Source organism: Paraburkholderia hospita (genome assembly GCF_002902965.1).
Lineage (GTDB): Bacteria > Pseudomonadota > Gammaproteobacteria > Burkholderiales > Burkholderiaceae > Paraburkholderia > Paraburkholderia hospita.
Window position 1 is genome coordinate 1,100,020 of the sequence record NZ_CP026107.1, and the last position, 16,338, is coordinate 1,116,357.

The 16,338-nt window shown below is 63.2% G+C and carries 15 protein-coding genes; 9 read left to right on the top strand and 6 right to left on the bottom strand.

What is annotated here, in order from left to right:
- Window positions 1–10 precede the first annotated feature (10 nt).
- The 3 genes from C2L64_RS38205 (at window position 11) to C2L64_RS38215 (ending at window position 2,938) form a co-directional block, all read left to right on the top strand.
- Window positions 11–1,069 carry an ATP-grasp domain-containing protein gene (locus C2L64_RS38205; protein ID WP_007576914.1) on the top strand — a complete coding sequence of 353 codons (1,059 nt, stop codon included), beginning with the start codon at window positions 11–13 and terminating at the stop codon, window positions 1,067–1,069.
- Window positions 1,066–2,172, top strand: coding sequence for a hydantoinase/oxoprolinase family protein (locus tag C2L64_RS38210; RefSeq protein ID WP_007576915.1), 1,107 nt, complete (start codon window positions 1,066–1,068; stop codon window positions 2,170–2,172). The genes C2L64_RS38205 and C2L64_RS38210 overlap by 4 nt, the downstream gene beginning before the upstream one ends.
- Before the next feature lie 175 nt (window positions 2,173–2,347).
- Window positions 2,348–2,938, top strand: a complete 591-nt coding sequence (locus tag C2L64_RS38215) for an amino acid kinase family protein (protein ID WP_007576919.1) — start codon at window positions 2,348–2,350, stop codon at window positions 2,936–2,938.
- A 19-nt stretch (window positions 2,939–2,957) separates the two neighbouring features.
- On the opposite strand, the gene C2L64_RS38220 is transcribed toward C2L64_RS38215, so the two are convergent.
- The 3 genes from C2L64_RS38220 to pqqA all read right to left on the bottom strand — a co-directional run bounded on the left by C2L64_RS38220 (window position 2,958) and on the right by pqqA (window position 5,244).
- Window positions 2,958–3,665 carry a (5-formylfuran-3-yl)methyl phosphate synthase gene (locus C2L64_RS38220; RefSeq protein ID WP_007576922.1) on the bottom strand — a complete coding sequence of 236 codons (708 nt, stop codon included), beginning with the start codon at window positions 3,663–3,665 and terminating at the stop codon, window positions 2,958–2,960.
- Between the two features lie 11 nt (window positions 3,666–3,676).
- Entirely contained in the window at window positions 3,677–4,279 is a 603-nt protein-coding gene (locus C2L64_RS38225; RefSeq protein WP_039899717.1) for a DUF447 domain-containing protein, read from the bottom strand.
- An 890-nt stretch (window positions 4,280–5,169) separates the two neighbouring features.
- Window positions 5,170–5,244 carry a pyrroloquinoline quinone precursor peptide PqqA gene (gene pqqA, locus C2L64_RS55935; protein ID WP_007576927.1) on the bottom strand — a complete coding sequence of 25 codons (75 nt, stop codon included), beginning with the start codon at window positions 5,242–5,244 and terminating at the stop codon, window positions 5,170–5,172.
- A gap of 407 nt (window positions 5,245–5,651) precedes the next feature.
- Here pqqA and C2L64_RS38235 point away from each other — a divergent pair, with 407 nt between their 5' ends.
- From C2L64_RS38235 to C2L64_RS38255, 5 genes are read left to right on the top strand one after another with little or no spacing between them, the layout of a single operon-like run.
- Complete coding sequence (locus C2L64_RS38235) at window positions 5,652–7,145, top strand: form I ribulose bisphosphate carboxylase large subunit (protein WP_007576929.1); 1,494 nt, start codon at window positions 5,652–5,654, stop codon at window positions 7,143–7,145.
- Window positions 7,146–7,189: 44 nt separating this feature from the next.
- Complete coding sequence (locus C2L64_RS38240) at window positions 7,190–7,591, top strand: ribulose bisphosphate carboxylase small subunit (RefSeq protein WP_007576934.1); 402 nt, start codon at window positions 7,190–7,192, stop codon at window positions 7,589–7,591.
- 50 nt (window positions 7,592–7,641) lie between these two features.
- Window positions 7,642–8,613: a CbbX protein gene (cbbX, locus tag C2L64_RS38245; RefSeq protein ID WP_007576936.1), complete on the top strand. Its 972-nt coding sequence runs from the start codon at window positions 7,642–7,644 to the stop codon at window positions 8,611–8,613.
- Window positions 8,614–8,622: 9 nt separating this feature from the next.
- Window positions 8,623–9,732, top strand: a complete 1,110-nt coding sequence (locus tag C2L64_RS38250; RefSeq protein ID WP_007576937.1) for a class 1 fructose-bisphosphatase — start codon at window positions 8,623–8,625, stop codon at window positions 9,730–9,732.
- Between the two features lie 28 nt (window positions 9,733–9,760).
- A complete protein-coding gene (locus C2L64_RS38255) occupies window positions 9,761–10,633 on the top strand; it encodes a phosphoribulokinase (protein WP_007576939.1) in 873 nt (290 codons plus the stop codon).
- Between the two features lie 798 nt (window positions 10,634–11,431).
- On the opposite strand, the gene C2L64_RS38260 is transcribed toward C2L64_RS38255, so the two are convergent.
- The 3 genes from C2L64_RS38260 to C2L64_RS38270 are packed head-to-tail and all read right to left on the bottom strand — an operon-like array spanning window position 11,432 to window position 15,539.
- Window positions 11,432–12,820, bottom strand: a complete 1,389-nt coding sequence (locus C2L64_RS38260; protein ID WP_007576940.1) for a DUF6513 domain-containing protein — start codon at window positions 12,818–12,820, stop codon at window positions 11,432–11,434.
- On the bottom strand, window positions 12,799–13,398 hold the full coding sequence (locus C2L64_RS38265; protein WP_007576942.1) for a flavoprotein: 600 nt from the start codon (window positions 13,396–13,398) through the stop codon (window positions 12,799–12,801). Before C2L64_RS38265 ends, C2L64_RS38260 begins: the two co-directional genes overlap by 22 nt.
- 29 nt (window positions 13,399–13,427) lie before the next feature.
- Window positions 13,428–15,539 (bottom strand): sigma-54-dependent Fis family transcriptional regulator, encoded by a 2,112-nt coding sequence (locus C2L64_RS38270; RefSeq protein ID WP_007576944.1) that lies wholly within the window; start codon window positions 15,537–15,539, stop codon window positions 13,428–13,430.
- 308 nt (window positions 15,540–15,847) lie between these two features.
- On the opposite strand from C2L64_RS38270, the gene C2L64_RS38275 reads away from it, so the two are divergent.
- Window positions 15,848–16,318: a dihydroneopterin aldolase gene (locus C2L64_RS38275; protein ID WP_007576948.1), complete on the top strand. Its 471-nt coding sequence runs from the start codon at window positions 15,848–15,850 to the stop codon at window positions 16,316–16,318.
- The last annotated feature ends 20 nt before the right edge of the window (window positions 16,319–16,338 follow it).

A 16,338-nucleotide genomic window follows, 5' to 3' on the forward strand; every position in this document is an offset into this window, starting at 1 on the left:
ACGTTCCTTGATGAAGCTCTGGGTTTATGAGTATCTCACTGGCGGCGGCATCGACGCGCAACTCGCGGGCAGCAGCAGTCTCGCGGATCTGAGCGCGCTGGTCGTCGAAGGGCGCGTGATGCGCGATGCGATTGTCGGCGATCTGCGGCAACTCGACGGCGTGCAGGTCAGCTTTGCGAGTTCGCGCTTCGAGCATGTCGCTGAAGGCGTTGCGCATTGCCGCGCGAAGCCGGGCGAATCGATGCTGGAGTTTGTCTCGCGGGCCGCGCGCGAGCACGACTACGCGTGGATCGTCGCGCCCGAATGCGATGGACTGATGCTCGATCTCGCCGACGCCGTCGGTCCCGCGCGCTGGATCGGTTGCACGAAGGAAGCGATCGCGCTCGCGTCGAGCAAGCGCGCGACGGCGGCGCGGCTCGCGTCGCTCGGTATTGCCGTGACGCCTGCGCTCGAACCGGCGCAGGTCGATCCGCACACGCAGCAACGCTGGGTCGTCAAGCCCGACGACGGCGCGGGCGGGCTCGACACGCTCGTGTTCGACGACGCCGACGCGGCACGCGCCGAATACGCGGCGCGGCTCGCGGCGGACCGTGAAACGGTGCTGCAGGCGTGGGTGGACGGCGACGCGCTGAGCCTGTCGCTGATCTGCGATCAAGCGGGCGCGACGCTCGTCAGCATCAACCGGCAGCGGATCGACGTGGCGGCGCCCGTGGCGGGTCATGCGGGGCAGGTGGTCGGCTTCGACGGCGTGGATATCGACCGCATTGATCGCGACAGCGCGCAAGGCCACACGCTCGATGCGCTCGCGCAGCAGGTCGCGGCGTCGCTGCCCGGCTTGCGCGGTTTTGCCGGTATCGATGTCGTGTGGCATCCGGCGCGCGGCCCGGTCGTGATCGAGGTGAATCCGCGCGCGACCGTCGCGTATGCCGGCTTGTCGGCGCGGCTCGGACGCAATCTTGCTGCCGACGTGCTTGCGGCGCACGGCCTGCAAGTCGCGCCGCGCGCGCGTGATTCGGCGTCCGGCAGCGCAGCGGGCGCGAAGCTGTCCGCATTCGGAGCGGGATCATGAGCGCGTCCGTGTCCATGTCTTCGATCGCTGGGCCTGCCGTTTTCGGCTGGGACGTCGGCGGCGCGCATGTGAAGGTGTCGCGCGTCGACGCGGACGGTGTCGTTACCGATATCGCGCAGTGGGCGTGTCCGCTGTGGCAAGGGCTCGACCATCTGCATCGCGCGATCGATTCGGCGGCTGAACGCTGGCCCGATCTCACCCAAGCGCCCGCGCGCCACGCGGTCACGATGACGGGCGAAATGGTCGATCTGTTCGCCGACCGCGAGCATGGCGTGCGCGCGCTCGTCGATGCGCTGGCCGCGCGGCTCGGCGCCGATACGGCGTTTTTCGCAGGCGCTTCCGGCTGGCTGGATGCCGCGCAGAGCATCGCGCAATGGCGGGCCGTCGCATCGGCGAACTGGCTTGCGACGGCGCAGCATGTCGCGACCCGCATGCGCGATTGCGTGCTGATCGATATCGGCAGCACGACGACGGACATCGTGCCCGTTGCCGACGCGCGTGTCGCGGCGCGCGGCGTCAGCGACGCAACGCGTCTCGTGACGGGCGAACTCGCGTATCACGGCGTCGTCCGCACGCCGTTGTGCGGCATCGCGCATCGGATCGTGTTTCGCGGCGAGACAGCGGGCGTGATGAACGAATGGTTCGCGACGAGCGCCGACATTTACCGGCTGACGGGCGAACTGTGGCCGCCGCACGACCAGCACGCGAGCGCCGACAACGGGCTGAAGACGGTCGCGGCAAGCTGCGCGCGGCTCGCGAGAACGATCGGCCGCGATGCGGGTGACGCCACGGAAGACGAATGGCGCGAGTTCGCGCAAACATGGCGCGACGCGCAATTGCGCGCGATCGGCGCGAGCTTCGAGCAGGTGTGCGCGGCGCATCCGTCGCTAGCGCGTGCGCCCGTCGTCGGCGCGGGCTGTGGGCGCTTTCTGGCGGCGGCGCTGGCGAAGGCTCACGCGCGCGATTACGTGGATTTCGGCACGTTTACGCAGATAGCGGGCAACGCGCCAGCGGATGCCGCCGAATGGATCGCGACGTGCGCGCCGAGCGTGGCCGTCGCATGGCTGATGACGGCGAGGAGGCGGGAGCAGCGCGCCGCGTGAAGCGGCTGGCAACGGGCCTGTGACCCGCGGCGCAGCACCATCGATGCGTGCGCGGTGCGGGCAGCGCAGATTCGCGATGGCGCGGCGAGCGCAGGGCGGACGCGGACGGGCCGGACCGTCGGGTCGGGCTGTCGGGCATGCCGTCGTGAGGTCGAACGAGAGCGAGGTAACGGACATGTGGGTGGTGAAGATCGGGGGCAGCCTGAGTCACGACCCGTCGCTGCGGGACTGGCTCACGCAGTTGTGGGAGGTTGGCGGCGGGCGCGTGGTGATCGTGCCAGGCGGCGGGGATTTTGCGGACAGCGTGCGCGTATATCAGCAGGAGTGGCAATTCGACGATCTCGCCGCCCACAACATGTGCCTGCTCGCGATGACGCAGTACGCGCTGATGATGCAGGCCGTGCTACCCGACCTGGTGCTTGCGACCAACGAGGAACTGATCCGGCGCGCGCTGCGCAAGGGCAAGGTTGCTGTGTGGATGCCTGTGAGCCTGATGCGCGTCACGCCCAACTCGATGACCAACTGGGACACGACCTCCGACAGCCTCGCCGCGTGGCTGTCGACGTCGCTGAACGCCGAGCGTCTGATGGTCGTGAAGTCGTGCCCGGTCGGCGCGAACGTGCCGCTCGGGACGCTCGCGTCGAATGGCGTGATCGATGCGAGCTTCGTCCACTACGTGAAAGAGGCGAATTACGAAGTCGAGCTGTTCAGCAAGACGGATGTCGCGCTGGTGCGCGAGCGGCTATTGAATGCATCGGCTGTGTGAGCGCTCGATGGCGCGCTTTTTACGCGGTGGCCGTCGACGCGACGGGGGCAGCGTGATGTAGCGCGTCGGCCCATTGCGCGACGCGGCGCGGATCGAGGCGCGAGGTGCGGCCGTTCTCGCATAGCGCAGTGCGAAAGCCAGCGACATCGGGCGCGAGCGAGCGGATCGCGTCGAGTTGCGTCCAGCCGAGCGAACCGGCGATGCAGGCCATCGCGCCGGAAGCGCGAATCGTCGCGATGTAGCGCGCGAGCGTTGCGCGGTCGATGCAATCGAGCAGCGTGCGGCCCGTTTTGCCTGCCGTATCGAACACGATGCCTTCGAAGCCGAGCGAGACGGCATGTTCGACGAGTTCTGCATCGACGCCGTCGTCGCACAACAGCACGGGCAACACGTTGGCGTGCAAGCCAGCGATGCGCGTCAGGCAGTCGCGCGCATACGGTCCAGGCACGACGCCGACTTTGACGAAATCCACGCCTGTCTCGCCGACTTCATCGACGCGTGCTGCGATGGCGTCGAGCGCATCGGGCGGCAGGTCGCCGATTGTCGCGCTGATGGGTTTCACCGGATAGCGCGAGCGCAGTGTGCGCGCGATGCGCCAGATGTTATCGATCGACACGCCGCCGAGCGCGCCTTCGAGGGGTTCCTTCAGATCGATGAGATCGGCGCCGGCGCCGGCTGCGTCGAACGCTTCTTCCGCGGAGCGGACGCTTGCGAGCAATGCGGTCATCGAGGTCTCCGTCAGGACGAGTGCGGTGCGGTTTTTTTGTCGGCTGCGTCGCCGGTTGTGCGGAAGCGTTCTACTGCTGCTGTGATCCATTGCCATGCGATGAGTTCGTCGGGGCCGGCGGTTTTGTCGATGGCGATTTGAAGGTAGGCCATTTCGCGGTCGATCTTGTCGGCGGGCAGCATGAAAAGCCGGCTCACGAGGATTGCGCCTTCGACGACGGCCGCCTGGGCGCGGTTGAAGCCCGTGAATGGGGCGTGGGTTTCGGTGTGCACGCAGCGCATGTGGAGGACTGGACGTTGGGGGTCGTCTTCTGTGATGTGGTCGAGGGTTAGTTCGGTGTGGGCTAGGGATTCTTTTAGCCTGAGGCTGGGGACTTTGGTCGCCGGGCTTGTCGGCCAGTCGCGTTGGGTGCCGGTTACGCAGCCGGCGAAGATGCGGACATCTGTTGTGAAGTTGATTACCGCTGCGCGGGTGGCTAACACGTTGTCCAACGTTTTCGATGGCCTGAACGGGGCCAGGATCGTCAGGCCGTTTTCGTCGTGACGAATGCCCATCGGGGCGGTGTGGGCGACACCGTCGCTCGTGCATGTTGTGATGATGGTTTCGTGGATCATCATTTGGTTTTTTTGCCTTTGGCGGCAGGCGGTTTCGTGGTTTGCTTGTTCTTGCGGTGGTACTCGTGTTCCGGTTTGGTCCTTTTGGTTTTTCGCTGGCATCCGCGATTTGTTAGCGTGCTTCACGCGTCGCCCCTGTGCGGGGCGGCACCTACTTTTCTTTGCCGCCGCAAAGAAAAGTAGGCAAAAGAAAGCGGCTCACACCGCTAATTCTAGTTCCTGCCTGAGGGCCCCCAACTGGTCCCGCACTTCACACGGTAACGCACCTGTTCACGTTCGTTGCCAACGCTCTCTCTGTACGCATCACCCGCTTCACGCACCCGCATCGCACCCCGCCGCGCCAGATAGTCCGTCGCCGCCCAGGTGGCAAACTGTGTGTCGGCTTTCGCGCCTTACGCGCATCACTCCGGACGGAGTAGCAAGGTTGGTGCTTCTGGTAAGAGCACCCACCTGTACGGTATGACAACCTACACACAGTTTGCCACCTGGGCGGCACAAACCATTCGCTGCCGCCGGCTCTTGTGCGGGTATCTGAAGTGGGTGAGGCTTCTGTTCGAAGCGTTGGCAACGAACGCGAACAGAAATGTTGCCGTGTGAAGCGTAGGACCGGTTGGGGGCCCTCAGGCAGGAAGAAGAGTTGGCGGTGTTAGCCGCTTTCTTTTGCCTACTTTTCTTTGCGGCGGCAAAGAAAAGTAGGTGCCGCCCCGCACAGGGGCAACGCTTGAAGGGGTAAGTCATAACGCGGATGCCAGCGAAAAGACAAACACACCGACCAGCAACACCTACGCCGCAAAAGCAAAAACCAAAACGGCTTGCGGCATCGCACAAAACCAAAAAAACAAACGGGGCCGGCCCGGCAACAAACGCCAAAACCGGCCCCGCACGGGCTATCACCTAGTGGCGATATACATCGTAATTTCAAACCCGAAACGCATGTCGGTATATCCAGGGGTAGTCCACTGCATGTTCGTCCTCCTTTAGAGAATGAAGAAAACAAAACGGCGGTCCCATTGCGAAAAGGCGCCCGCATGCGCGCACGCATCACACCGAATCGCCTCGGCCCATGTTGCTGATGCAACTGTCGTACCAGTTACAGCCCTACGGGGAAGGGCGCGCCGTTTACGCGCCTTACTGTAGCGGAACCGCAGCAAAGTGTTCCACGAGCCGATAACCCATTGTGGACGCATTTTGTGCTCCATGCACGCGTGTTAACGGATCACTTAAGCCTGCTGAAAAAAATCGTGAATTCACTTCATCCGGCCCGCAGCCTACATTGACCTGCAAGGCCGGCGACTTTCGATGCACGCCAGCTTCCACCCCCAAGGCGTGCGCAGCACTAGAGCCGCGCCGCGATCCACATCGAGGCAACGCGATGAACGATTTCAGCAAGGAAGCCGTGAAGCCCGCAGGCAGCGAAAGCACCCAACAACGCTCGCGCTATTCGGCGGGTGTCCTCAAGTATCGCGAGATGGGCTACTGGCAACCGGACTACACGCCAAAAGACACCGACATCATCGCTCTGTTCCGCATCACGCCGCAGCCAGGCGTCGAGCCCGAAGAAGCCGCCGCCGCCGTGGCGGGCGAATCGTCGACGGCCACCTGGACCGTGGTCTGGACCGACCGCCTGACCGCGTGCGACATGTACCGCGCAAAAGCGTTTCGCGTCGACCCCGTGCCCAACGCCAGCGAGAGCGAACCGCAGTACTTCGCGTTCATCGCCTATGACCTCGATCTGTTCGAGGAAGGATCGGTCGCGAATCTGACGGCCTCGATCATCGGCAATGTGTTCGGCTTCAAGCCCTTGAAAGCGCTGCGGCTCGAAGACATGCGCATCCCCGTCGCGTATCTGAAGACCTTTCAGGGCCCGCCGACAGGCATCGTCGTCGAACGCGAACGGCTCGACAAATACGGCCGTCCGCTGCTCGGCGCAACCGTCAAGCCGAAGCTCGGGCTGTCGGGCAAGAACTATGGCCGCGTCGTCTACGAAGGCCTCAAGGGCGGCCTCGATTTTCTGAAGGATGACGAAAACATCAACTCGCAGCCCTTCATGCACTGGCGCGACCGCTATCTGTTCGCGATGGAAGCGGTGGCCCGCGCGCAAGCCGAGACGGGCGAACTGAAGGGCCATTACCTGAACGTGACGGCCGGCACGATGGAGGACATGTACGAGCGCGCCGAATTCGCGAAGGAACTCGGCTCGTGCATCGTCATGATCGATCTGGTGATCGGCTGGACGGCCATCACGTCGATGGGACGCTGGGCGCGCAAGAACGACATGATCCTGCATCTGCACCGTGCAGGGCATGGCACGTACACGCGGCAGCGCAATCACGGCATTTCGTTTCGCGTGATTGCGAAGTGGCTGCGCATGGCGGGCGTCGATCATGCGCATGCGGGCACGGCTGTCGGCAAGCTCGATGGCGATCCGCTCTCGGTGCAGGGCTACTACAACGTGCTGCGCGAATCGCACAACCCCGTCGATCTCACGCGCGGCCTCTATTTCGACCAGCCGTGGGCGGGCTTGCGCAAGGTGATGCCCGTCGCGTCGGGCGGCATTCACGCAGGGCAGATGCATCAGCTGCTCGATCTGTTCGGCGACGACGCGATCCTGCAGTTCGGCGGCGGCACGATCGGCCATCCGTCCGGGATTCAGGCGGGCGCGACGGCAAACCGCGTCGCGCTCGAAACGATGGTCAAGGCGCGCAACGAAGGCCGCGACATTGGCAACGAAGGCCCCGATCTGCTCGAAGCGGCAGCGCGTCATTGCACGCCGCTCAAGCAGGCGCTCGATACATGGGGCGATATCACGTTTAACTACACGCCGACCGATACACCCGATTTCGCGGTCACGCCGAGCGTCGCCTGATTAATCGAGTGCGATACACGCCGAATCCGAACAAGGAGCCAGCAATGCGTATCACCCAAGGAACGTTTTCTTTCCTTCCCGACCTGACCGACGACGAAATCCGCATGCAGATCCAGTACGCACTGAGCGAGGGCTGGTCGTGCTCGGTCGAATTCACCGACGACCCGCATCCGCGCAATACGTACTGGGAAATGTGGGGCCTGCCGATGTTCGATCTGCGCGACGCGGCGGGCGTGATGATGGAAGTGACGAGGTGCCGCGAAGCGTATCCGCAGCACTACATCAAGGTGAATGCGTTCGATTCGGTGCGCGGCTTCGAGACGATGCGGCTGTCGTTCATCGTGAACCGGCCGGATGTGGAACCGACCTTCGTGCTGGGACGTCAGGAAGACCGCTCGCGTGTGCAGCGCTATTCGCTCACGACGGTACGCGCCGCGCCACGCTAGCGGCGGCACGCCGGTAGGGCAGACCAGAACACGAACAGGGAGACATCGTCATGAACGCCGTCGTAACGGAGCCACTGGCGCAAAACGAAACGCAAGCGCCGCGCGTCGATCTGCTCGCGCTCTTTCGCGAATCGGGCATCGCCGATGTGCTCGACGAACTCGACCGCGATCTGGTCGGCCTCGCACCCGTGAAGACGCGCATCCGCGAAGTCGCCGCGCAACTGCTGGTGGGCCGCGCGCGTGAGGCGCTCGGCATCGAAAGCGGCGCGCCGACGCTGCATATGTGCTTCAGCGGCAATCCCGGCACGGGCAAGACGACCGTCGCGCTGCGCATGGCGGACGTGCTGTTCCGGCTCGGCTATATCCGGCGCAATCATCTGGTTTCTGTGACGCGCGATGATCTCGTCGGCCAGTACATCGGCCACACCGCGCCGAAAACGCGCGAAGTCCTCAAGCGCGCGATGGGCGGCGTGCTGTTCATCGACGAAGCGTATTACCTGTATCGCCCGGAAAACGAGCGCGATTACGGGCAGGAGTCGATCGAAATCCTGCTCCAGACGATGGAGAATCAGCGCAACGATCTGGTCGTGATTCTGGCCGGCTACGCCGCGCGGATGGATACCTTTTTTCGCAGCAATCCGGGCTTTCGCTCGCGGATTGCGCACCATCTGTCGTTTCCCGACTATGCACCCGACGAACTGCTGCTGATCGCCGAGCGCATGCTCGACACGATGCATTACCGGTTCGACGCCGACGCGCGCCGTGCTTTCGAGGACTACCTCGCGCGGCGCGTGCGTCAGCCGAACTTCGCGAACGCGCGCTCGGTGCGCAACGCGCTCGACCGCGCGCGTCTGCGCCAGGCCAATCGCCTGTTCGCGCATGCGCTGGGCGGCGGCGCGAGCGCCGACCCCGCCGCGCTGACGCTGCTGAGCGCCGCCGATATCCGCGCGAGCAGCGTGTTCTCCGAATCAGGCGGCGCCGGGACCGAACCCGGCGCCGCGCCAGAATTCCCCACTTCGTAGGAGAGCATCATGCGTCACGCAAACATTACGCTCACGAGGTTCCTGGCCGGCGACGCGGACCAATTGATGTCGACGCGGCCGCCCACCGGCTTGCAGGTCGTGCTGCACGACGTCGCGGCGTCGGTGAAGACGATCGGCGCGGCGCTTGCGCGCGGCACGCTGGGCGACCGCGCACAGGCGGATTCGGTGGCGGGCGGCGCGGTGCTCGCGTATTCCACGCGACGCCGCAAGCTGGCCGAAGCGGCAGTGCGTAACGGGCGTACGGATCATGTGGACAATGCGGTCACGCCCGAGTACCAGCTTGCATTCGACCCGCTGAACTGCCCGTGGAATGCGGACATCAACGGCACGGCGGGCTCGATCTTTTCGGTGATGCGTGTGCAGGCGCAAGGCAGCGATGTGAGTGGCAGTGACGCGCGAGCCGAAGCCTACGGCGAACTGGACTGCGAATCCTATGGCGAAGCCTACGGTGCACCGTTCCTTCAACCCGGCCGCGAACAGGCGGCAGCGGGCTACACGATCTACGGCCCGGCGACGATGCTCGTCATTACCCTCGGCGAAGGCACGCACGGCTTCACGCTCGATGGGCAGACGGACGAGTTCATGCTCACGCATCCGTCGATCCGCATTCCCGAGGAGACGGGCGAGATTGCCGTCGATGCATCCAACGAGCGCTTCTGGGAGCCGCCCGTGCGCCGCTACGTGCACGAGTGCCGCGAAGGCCGCGCGGGCTGCCGCGAGCGTGATTTCAGCCTGCGCTGGAGCGACGCGCTGGTGCCCGAAGTGCATCGCATCCTGATGCGCGGCGGGCTGTTCCTGATGCCGCGCGACTACCGCACGCGCTCGGCAATGCGCGGCCGCCTGTCCGCCGTCTACGATGCGAGCCCGCTTGGTTTTCTGGTCGAGCAGGCGGGTGGTATGGCGACAACGGGCCGCGAGCGCGTGCTCGACGGCGCGCCACGCACGTTCCATGAGCGCATGCCGCTGATACTGGGCTCATCGAACGAGGTGACGCGGATTGGCCGATATCACCGCGAGCACGATCTTGGCATCGACATGCCTTTCACGTCGCCGCTTTTTCGTGAGCGCTCGTTGTTCCTTCCGGAAACCTCGGTCTGACACTTGACCTGTAACAAGGAGACTGCGCATGTCAGTCAGACATCCGATCGTTGCCGTAACGGGGTCGAGCGGCGCGGGCACGACCACCGTCATGAGGAGCTTCACGCACATTTTTCGCAGGGAGAAGATCAATGCGCAGATTGTCGAAGGCGATGCGTTCCACCGGTACGACCGGCTCGGCATGCGCGAAGCGCTGCGGCAGAGCGAGCGGGACGGCGTGCGCAACTTCAGCCACTTCGGGCCCGATGCGAATTTGCTCGAAGAGCTGGAGCAGCTGTTCGCGAGCTACGGGAACTCGGGCGGCGGGAAGTTTCGGCGCTACGTGCACGATGAAGCGGACGCCGTGGTGTACAAGCAGGACCCGGGGACTTTTACGCCATGGGAGGATATTTCGCCGGGCACGGACATGATGTTTTACGAAGGGCTTCATGGTGCGGCCGTGACCAGCAAGGTCGACATCGCACAGCATGCGGATCTGCTCGTCGGTGTTGTGCCGATCATAAATCTGGAGTGGATTCAAAAGCTGCATCGTGACCAGACGCTGCGCGGTTATTCGCATGAGGCAGTGGTGGATACTATTTTGCGGCGGATGCCGGATTATGTGAATTACATCTGTCCGCAATTTTCGCGTACGCATGTCAATTTTCAACGTGTTCCCACTGTTGATACTTCTAATCCTTTTACTGCTCGGGAGATTCCGCAGCCTGATGAGAGTTTTGTAGTGATTCGGTTCTCTAAGCCTAAAGGTATCGACTTTCCTTATCTGCTTACGATGCTGCACGATTCGTTTATGTCGCGGCCTAACGTTATTGTTGTGCCTGGCGGCAAGATGGGGCTTGCTATGCAGTTGATTTTTACGCCTATGATTTTGCAGTTAAGGGATAGGAAGTCACGTGCGTGACCGGGCTTTGGGTTTGGGTTTGGTTTTTTTGCCTCTGCGCTGGCATCCGCGCTATGCCTTCGTGCTTCAGGCGTCGCCCCTGTGCGGGGCGGCACCTACTTTTCTTTGCCGCCGCAAAGAAAAGTAGGCAAAAGAAAGCGGCTAACACCGCCAGCCCGTGTTCTTGTCCACGGGCCCTCAACGTCCCCACGCTTCACACGGCAGTGCCCTGGTTGGTGCTCGTTGCCAACGCTTCGAATGAATGCCTCACCCGCTTCAAACACCCGCGCACGGGCTAACGGCAGCGAATGGTTTGCGCTGCCCAGGTGGCAAACTGTGTGTAGGCCGTCGCGTCGTACAGGGTAGCGCTCTTATAGGGTGGAACGCATGCGCTATCGGTCCGAAGTAAGGCGTGTGCAGTACTACGGCCTACACACAGTTTGCCACCTGGGCGGCGGTGGACTATCTGGCACGGCGTGCGGCGACGCGGGCGCGCAAAGCGGGTGAGGCGTACCGCAAGAGCGTTGGCAACGAACATGGGGCACGTGATTGCCGTGTGAAGCGTAAGACCCTTTGGGGGCCCTCAGGCAAACACAAGGATTGGCGGTGTTAGCCGCTTTCTTTTGCCTACTTTTCTTTGCGGCGGCAAAGAAAAGTAGGTGCCGCCCCGCACAGGGGCGACGCGTGAAGCACGCTAACAAAACGCGGATGCCTGCGCCAAGGAAAAACAACCAAACCGCTTGCGCAGCAAACCCCGTCTCGCGGATGCCAGCGCAAAGTCTGGCAAACCAAAACCAAAACCAAACCAAAACCAAACCGCTATTTCGAACGTTTCACCTTCGTCGTGCCAGGGGCACACCAGACCTCCAGGTCTTCAGCGCTACGCTCAACCTGACACCCCCAATCCAGAACCTGATCCTGATCAAACCGTTTGCCCAATCGCCAGGCAATCTCAGCCCGTGCAGTCTGCACACCCATATAGAAAGCATGCCCGCCATCATTCTCGAGCTTCAGATGCGGATACAACGCAAAGGGATCAACTTCAACCACATGCACATCGCGGTTATAAACATGAATCCCATCCGTGGTGACCTGAACACGAAAATTCGGATCTCGCACCTGTTCGGCAAACGCAGCGATCTCATCGGCGTCGTAAGGAAAAGGCCGCTTGGAATGCAACGCAGACAGATCAGAATCAATCCCTTTAGGCAGCACCTGCGCCTCAAAAGCTGCATGCATGACACGCCGCGCGACGTCGGCCTCACGCACGGCACGCCGCGCATGCAGGCTAACGGAAGTGGTCAACACGGCAGAGACGCGCAACTCAGCAGCAATACCAAGCAGCACCGCATTGATACCGCTCGTATCAGCTTCAGTCAGCTCAGTAAGATTCCCAACACCAAGCATGATGGCAACATCAGGATACTGCTCTCGCAACGCGACATACCGCGCAATGGAAGCAGCAAAGCCAAACGGAATCGGATCAAGAATAGGATCAGCCAGAAACGGCTTACCACGCGCAACGAGCGCATCGATCGCGTGATGCAAAGAAGCCATATCGTGCGGCTCGCGCGCAACGACGATTGGCGTCGACGGTACTTCATCAGCGACCCACAACGTGTCCACGTTGAGACTCATCAGATAATCGGCCCCCGCGCGTCCGCCGCGCAGAAGTTCATCCGTCACCATCGAATCGACGCTCACACGATAACCGCCAGCCTTGAGCATCCGCACGGCATCCTCGAGATGCGGAAACGGCGTATCAGGCAGACAGCCCACGTCAATCACATCCGCACCTTGCTCCGCATAATGCTTAGCCCGCGCAGCGATACCCTCGAGATCGAGTCTCGGCGCATCGACGATCTCCGCAAAAATCTCCGTCGAGTAACGCGACAAATCGAACTTGCGCGCGGCGTGCCCGAAATGCAGCGGCAGATCCTTCGCTTCCTCTGGCCCACGCTCGACGGGCAAGCCAAAGTGCTCACTCAACGCAAGAAGATCACCGCGACAGCGCCCCGGCACGATCATCCGATCCGCGCGCAGCGGCAACGTCACCCGCCGCCGGATCATATCGGCTGTCATCAGCGCGGCTACCTGCAAGCCGATCTCGCGCACTTCCCAAGTGAACGGCGCGTTCGTCATGCCCTCCAGCACCTGCACGACGCTTTTCTCGGCGAGCCTGCCAGTCAGGAAGACGATGTGTTCCATGCGAGCCCGAGGTTCAATAGCCGTTCGCTCAATGCCGCGCGCAGTTCGTCGAGCGAGCGCGCGACGGTCGTGTATTCGATGCGCGCAAGCCGCTCGACATTCTCCAGCTCGATCGCGCGCGGGCGCACTTCGACCCATTCGTGCGGGCTCTGCGTGATGACGCTCGGCTCGGTGTCGCACGCGAAAACGATGCCGGGCACGCATTGCTTGCCCGCCTGCGCATAGAGATTGGTCGGCAGCGTGTCGGAGATGCCGAACGCGCATTTGGCAACCGTGTTGCTGGTCGCAGGCGCAATCACGACCGTGTGATAAAGGCCCTCGTACAGCATCCCGACGGGCACGCTGCTCGCGCTGTTGTCGCGCAACACGCGAAAATGCTCGCGCAGCTTCGGCACCGGCCAGCCGTAAAGCGGCAACACTTCTTCGCCGGCAGCGGAAAGAAACAGATCGGCGCCCGGCAGCGCGAGCGCGATGTCGATCGATTCTTCCAGCATATGGCCTGAGCCCGTGATGCACCACGCGAAGCGCGCGTCGGGGCGAAAAACGCCAGGGCGGCGGGCGGGCGTCGGTGCGCTCATGCGTAGGTCATCTACGAATCATGTGTGAGTCACTTGCCGCACGCGTCGTCGACGGAAGCCTGTGCGGCGTCGTGCGACAGCCGGATGTGCAGTCTGTGCATCTTCCGGTACAAGGTGTTGCGGCTGATACCGAGCGTCTTCGCGACGTTGCTAACGTTCCAGCGATGCTCGTCGAGCATCGCGAGCACCGTTTCGCGCTCCTTGACCTGGATGGCGTTGAGCGCCGATAAATCAGCCTCGTCGTCGAACGGTGTTGCCGCTCCGTTTGCCTGCTGCGCCAGCGGTCCCGCCGCCGAAGCGCGTGCGGGCGCGCCGCCCGCGCTACGCGTCTCATCGACGATTTCCGCCGGCAAATGCACGCAGCGTATTTCCGGTCCGTCACACAGCGCGATGGCCATCTGCAGCACGTGCCGCAACTGGCGGATGTTGCCGGGCCACGCGTAGTTCGCGAGTGCCTGCCGCGCTTCGGCGCTGAGTTCGGGCGGATCTTCGGCTTCGCTTTCGAGGATGTGCTGCACGAGCGGCAGCAGATCGGCGCGTTCGCATAGCGGCGGCAGGTTGATCTCGATGCCGTTGAGCCGGTAGTACAGGTCTTCGCGGAACAGGCCGCGCTGCACGAGATCGAGCAGGTTGCGGTGGCTCGCGCTGATCAGCTGGAAATCGACCTTGATCGTGGTTTCGGCGCCAAGCGGCGTGACTTCGCGTTCTTCGATCACGCGCAGCAGCCGCGCCTGCAAGGCCATCGGCATGTCACCGATTTCATCGAGGAACAGCGTGCCGTTGTTCGCCTGCACGATCTTGCCGCGCCGTCCTTCGCGCTGCGCGCCCGTGAACGCGCCCGCGCGATAGCCGAACAGCTCGCTTTCGATCAGCGTCTCCGGCAGCGACGCGCAGTTCACCGCGACGAACGCGCCCGCCGCGTTGGGACTGATGCTATGCAGCGCGTTGGCGAACACTTCCTTGCCCGTGCCCGTCTGGCCTCTGAGGATGATGGGGATTTTCCGCTGGATCACGCGCGCGGCCAGCTGGCTCTGCGCGGCCATGCGCGGATCGCCGAATTCCAGATGCGCGAGCTTGTCGAGCCCGGCCGCTGCCGGCTTCGCGTCGCGCGTTTCGCGCGGGCTTTTGGCGCGCGAAACGCGGTTGATCGATACGTCGCTCCACTGTCCGCGCGCGCTCGTTGCCACCTGGTTCGCGTTGCCGAACGACGTCGCGTCGCGCGGCGTCTGCGCGATCACGAAGAAGCGGTTGCTGGCGTGCGCGCTGTACACGGTGATCGGGTGGAACGAGCCGCGAATGCTGCGCGCGATCATGTCTTCGAGCGTCGCGCTGAACGCTTCTTCGATGCGCTTGCCGCATAACTGGTCGGGCGAGCGCAGGTCGAGCTGGAACAACGCGCTGCGATTGGCGGCGAGCACGATGCCGTCGTCGTCGACAGCGAGCTTGCCTGCGTGCAGCGTGCCGACGAATTCGGGGCGGCTATGGAAGTGGACGGTATTGGCGCGCCGGTAGCGCGAGTCGATCAGCCGGTTCTCGATCATCTGCCGCGACATGCCGACGAGCACGAGCGAATGCTGCTGCAGCATCCGCGAGCGGCTCGTCACGTCGAGCACGCCGACAATCGCGCCGCGTTCGTCGAAGATCGGCGCGGCCGAGCAGGTGAGGGACATATAGCGCGGATAGAAATGCTCATGCTGATAGATCGCGAGACATTCGCGCTCCGTCAGGCAGGTGCCCATGCCGTTCGTGCCCGCTTCGCGCTCGCTCCACACGGCGCCGGGTCGCAGACCGTCGGCGGCGACGGCCTCGCCGAACGGCACCGACGAAACCTGATGAACGATCACACCGTTTGCATCGACGAGTATCACCGCGAGTTCGGGGTCGGCGAGTTGCTGGTAGAGCGTGGTCATTTCCAGCTTCGAGCAGGCGATCAGATCGCCCGCCGCCTCGCGCCGCAAGTTCAGTTCGTGCTGCGTCAGCACGGGCGGCAGCACGAAACGTCCAGGGTCCAGACCGAACTCGACAAGACAGCGCGTCCACGATTGCGCGACGGAATGGCTCATCGAACACGATGCGGGCTGGTTGTTGACGATGTTCAGTACATCCCGGACATGCGAATCGATGTCAACGAGCGATGACATTAGGGGCGTCTCCGATGCGTTCGGGCTCGTGTCCATCCAGTTGCCGATGGGCCCGGCCTGCGCTGTATGTAAGTGTTTCCCCGTGTGCTTCCCGATGTGCCGCGCGTCTCGCGCGCGCGTGGCAGAACTGCTGATATGTCGTTTGAATCTGTTCCAGGGCACTCAGCAAACACTGTACAACTCGTGTCGCGATACATCAATAAATAGTCGTACGAGTGTGTGCGAGTGCGCCTGCTTTTTGCTTCGCTTCGTCAGATTGCCGCAAAAAACCGATGCGCTGCTCGCGCGCCCCAATGTGGAGCCCCTACATGGACCGTTTCAACCCAGGAAGCAGTCCCATCCATTTTACTGTCGTGCTGCCGTCGAGCGCGCGGCCCACGCGGGAGCCGGTGGAGCAGCCGCAGCATGCCGCCGCGCTCGATATCGTCTACATCGAGGGCTTCGTCGCGCAGACGGTCATCGGCATCGACGCCGGCGAACTGCACGAGCCCCAGCCCGTGCAACTGGATCTCGCAATCGGCGTGCCGTCCCTGCGCGCCTGCGAGACGGACCGGATCGACGACACGATCAATTACGCGGCCGTGCGCGCCGAGCTGCACACGCTGCTCGCGACACATAAGGTGCAGCTGCTCGAAGCGCTGGCCGAGCAGATTGCCCGATTGTTGGTCGACAGGTTCGGCGCTCAGTGGGTGCGCGTCAAGTTGTGCAAACCCGCAAAGTTCGACGACGTCGCCGCGGTTGGCGTGATCATCGAGCGGCAGCGCGAGCGCTTTGCGTGAGACGCGCGTGTATCTCGCAT

Excerpts from the sequence above, each read along its gene's own strand:
- C2L64_RS38250 (WP_007576937.1), top strand. The coding sequence starts at position 8,623 with ATGCGTCACGCAAACATTACGCTCACGAGGTTCCTGGCCGGCGACGCG.
- C2L64_RS38265 (WP_007576942.1), bottom strand. The coding sequence starts at position 13,398 with ATGAGCGCACCGACGCCCGCCCGCCGCCCTGGCGTTTTTCGCCCCGAC.
- C2L64_RS38210 (WP_007576915.1), top strand. The coding sequence starts at position 1,066 with ATGAGCGCGTCCGTGTCCATGTCTTCGATCGCTGGGCCTGCCGTTTTC.
- C2L64_RS38255 (WP_007576939.1), top strand. The coding sequence starts at position 9,761 with ATGTCAGTCAGACATCCGATCGTTGCCGTAACGGGGTCGAGCGGCGCG.
- C2L64_RS38275 (WP_007576948.1), top strand. The coding sequence starts at position 15,848 with ATGGACCGTTTCAACCCAGGAAGCAGTCCCATCCATTTTACTGTCGTG.
- C2L64_RS38225 (WP_039899717.1), bottom strand. The coding sequence starts at position 4,279 with ATGATCCACGAAACCATCATCACAACATGCACGAGCGACGGTGTCGCC.
- C2L64_RS38240 (WP_007576934.1), top strand. The coding sequence starts at position 7,190 with ATGCGTATCACCCAAGGAACGTTTTCTTTCCTTCCCGACCTGACCGAC.
- C2L64_RS38215 (WP_007576919.1), top strand. The coding sequence starts at position 2,348 with ATGTGGGTGGTGAAGATCGGGGGCAGCCTGAGTCACGACCCGTCGCTG.
- C2L64_RS38205 (WP_007576914.1), top strand. The coding sequence starts at position 11 with ATGAAGCTCTGGGTTTATGAGTATCTCACTGGCGGCGGCATCGACGCG.
- C2L64_RS38270 (WP_007576944.1), bottom strand. The coding sequence starts at position 15,539 with ATGTCATCGCTCGTTGACATCGATTCGCATGTCCGGGATGTACTGAAC.
- C2L64_RS38235 (WP_007576929.1), top strand. The coding sequence starts at position 5,652 with ATGAACGATTTCAGCAAGGAAGCCGTGAAGCCCGCAGGCAGCGAAAGC.
- cbbX (WP_007576936.1), top strand. The coding sequence starts at position 7,642 with ATGAACGCCGTCGTAACGGAGCCACTGGCGCAAAACGAAACGCAAGCG.
- C2L64_RS38220 (WP_007576922.1), bottom strand. The coding sequence starts at position 3,665 with ATGACCGCATTGCTCGCAAGCGTCCGCTCCGCGGAAGAAGCGTTCGAC.
- C2L64_RS38260 (WP_007576940.1), bottom strand. The coding sequence starts at position 12,820 with ATGGAACACATCGTCTTCCTGACTGGCAGGCTCGCCGAGAAAAGCGTC.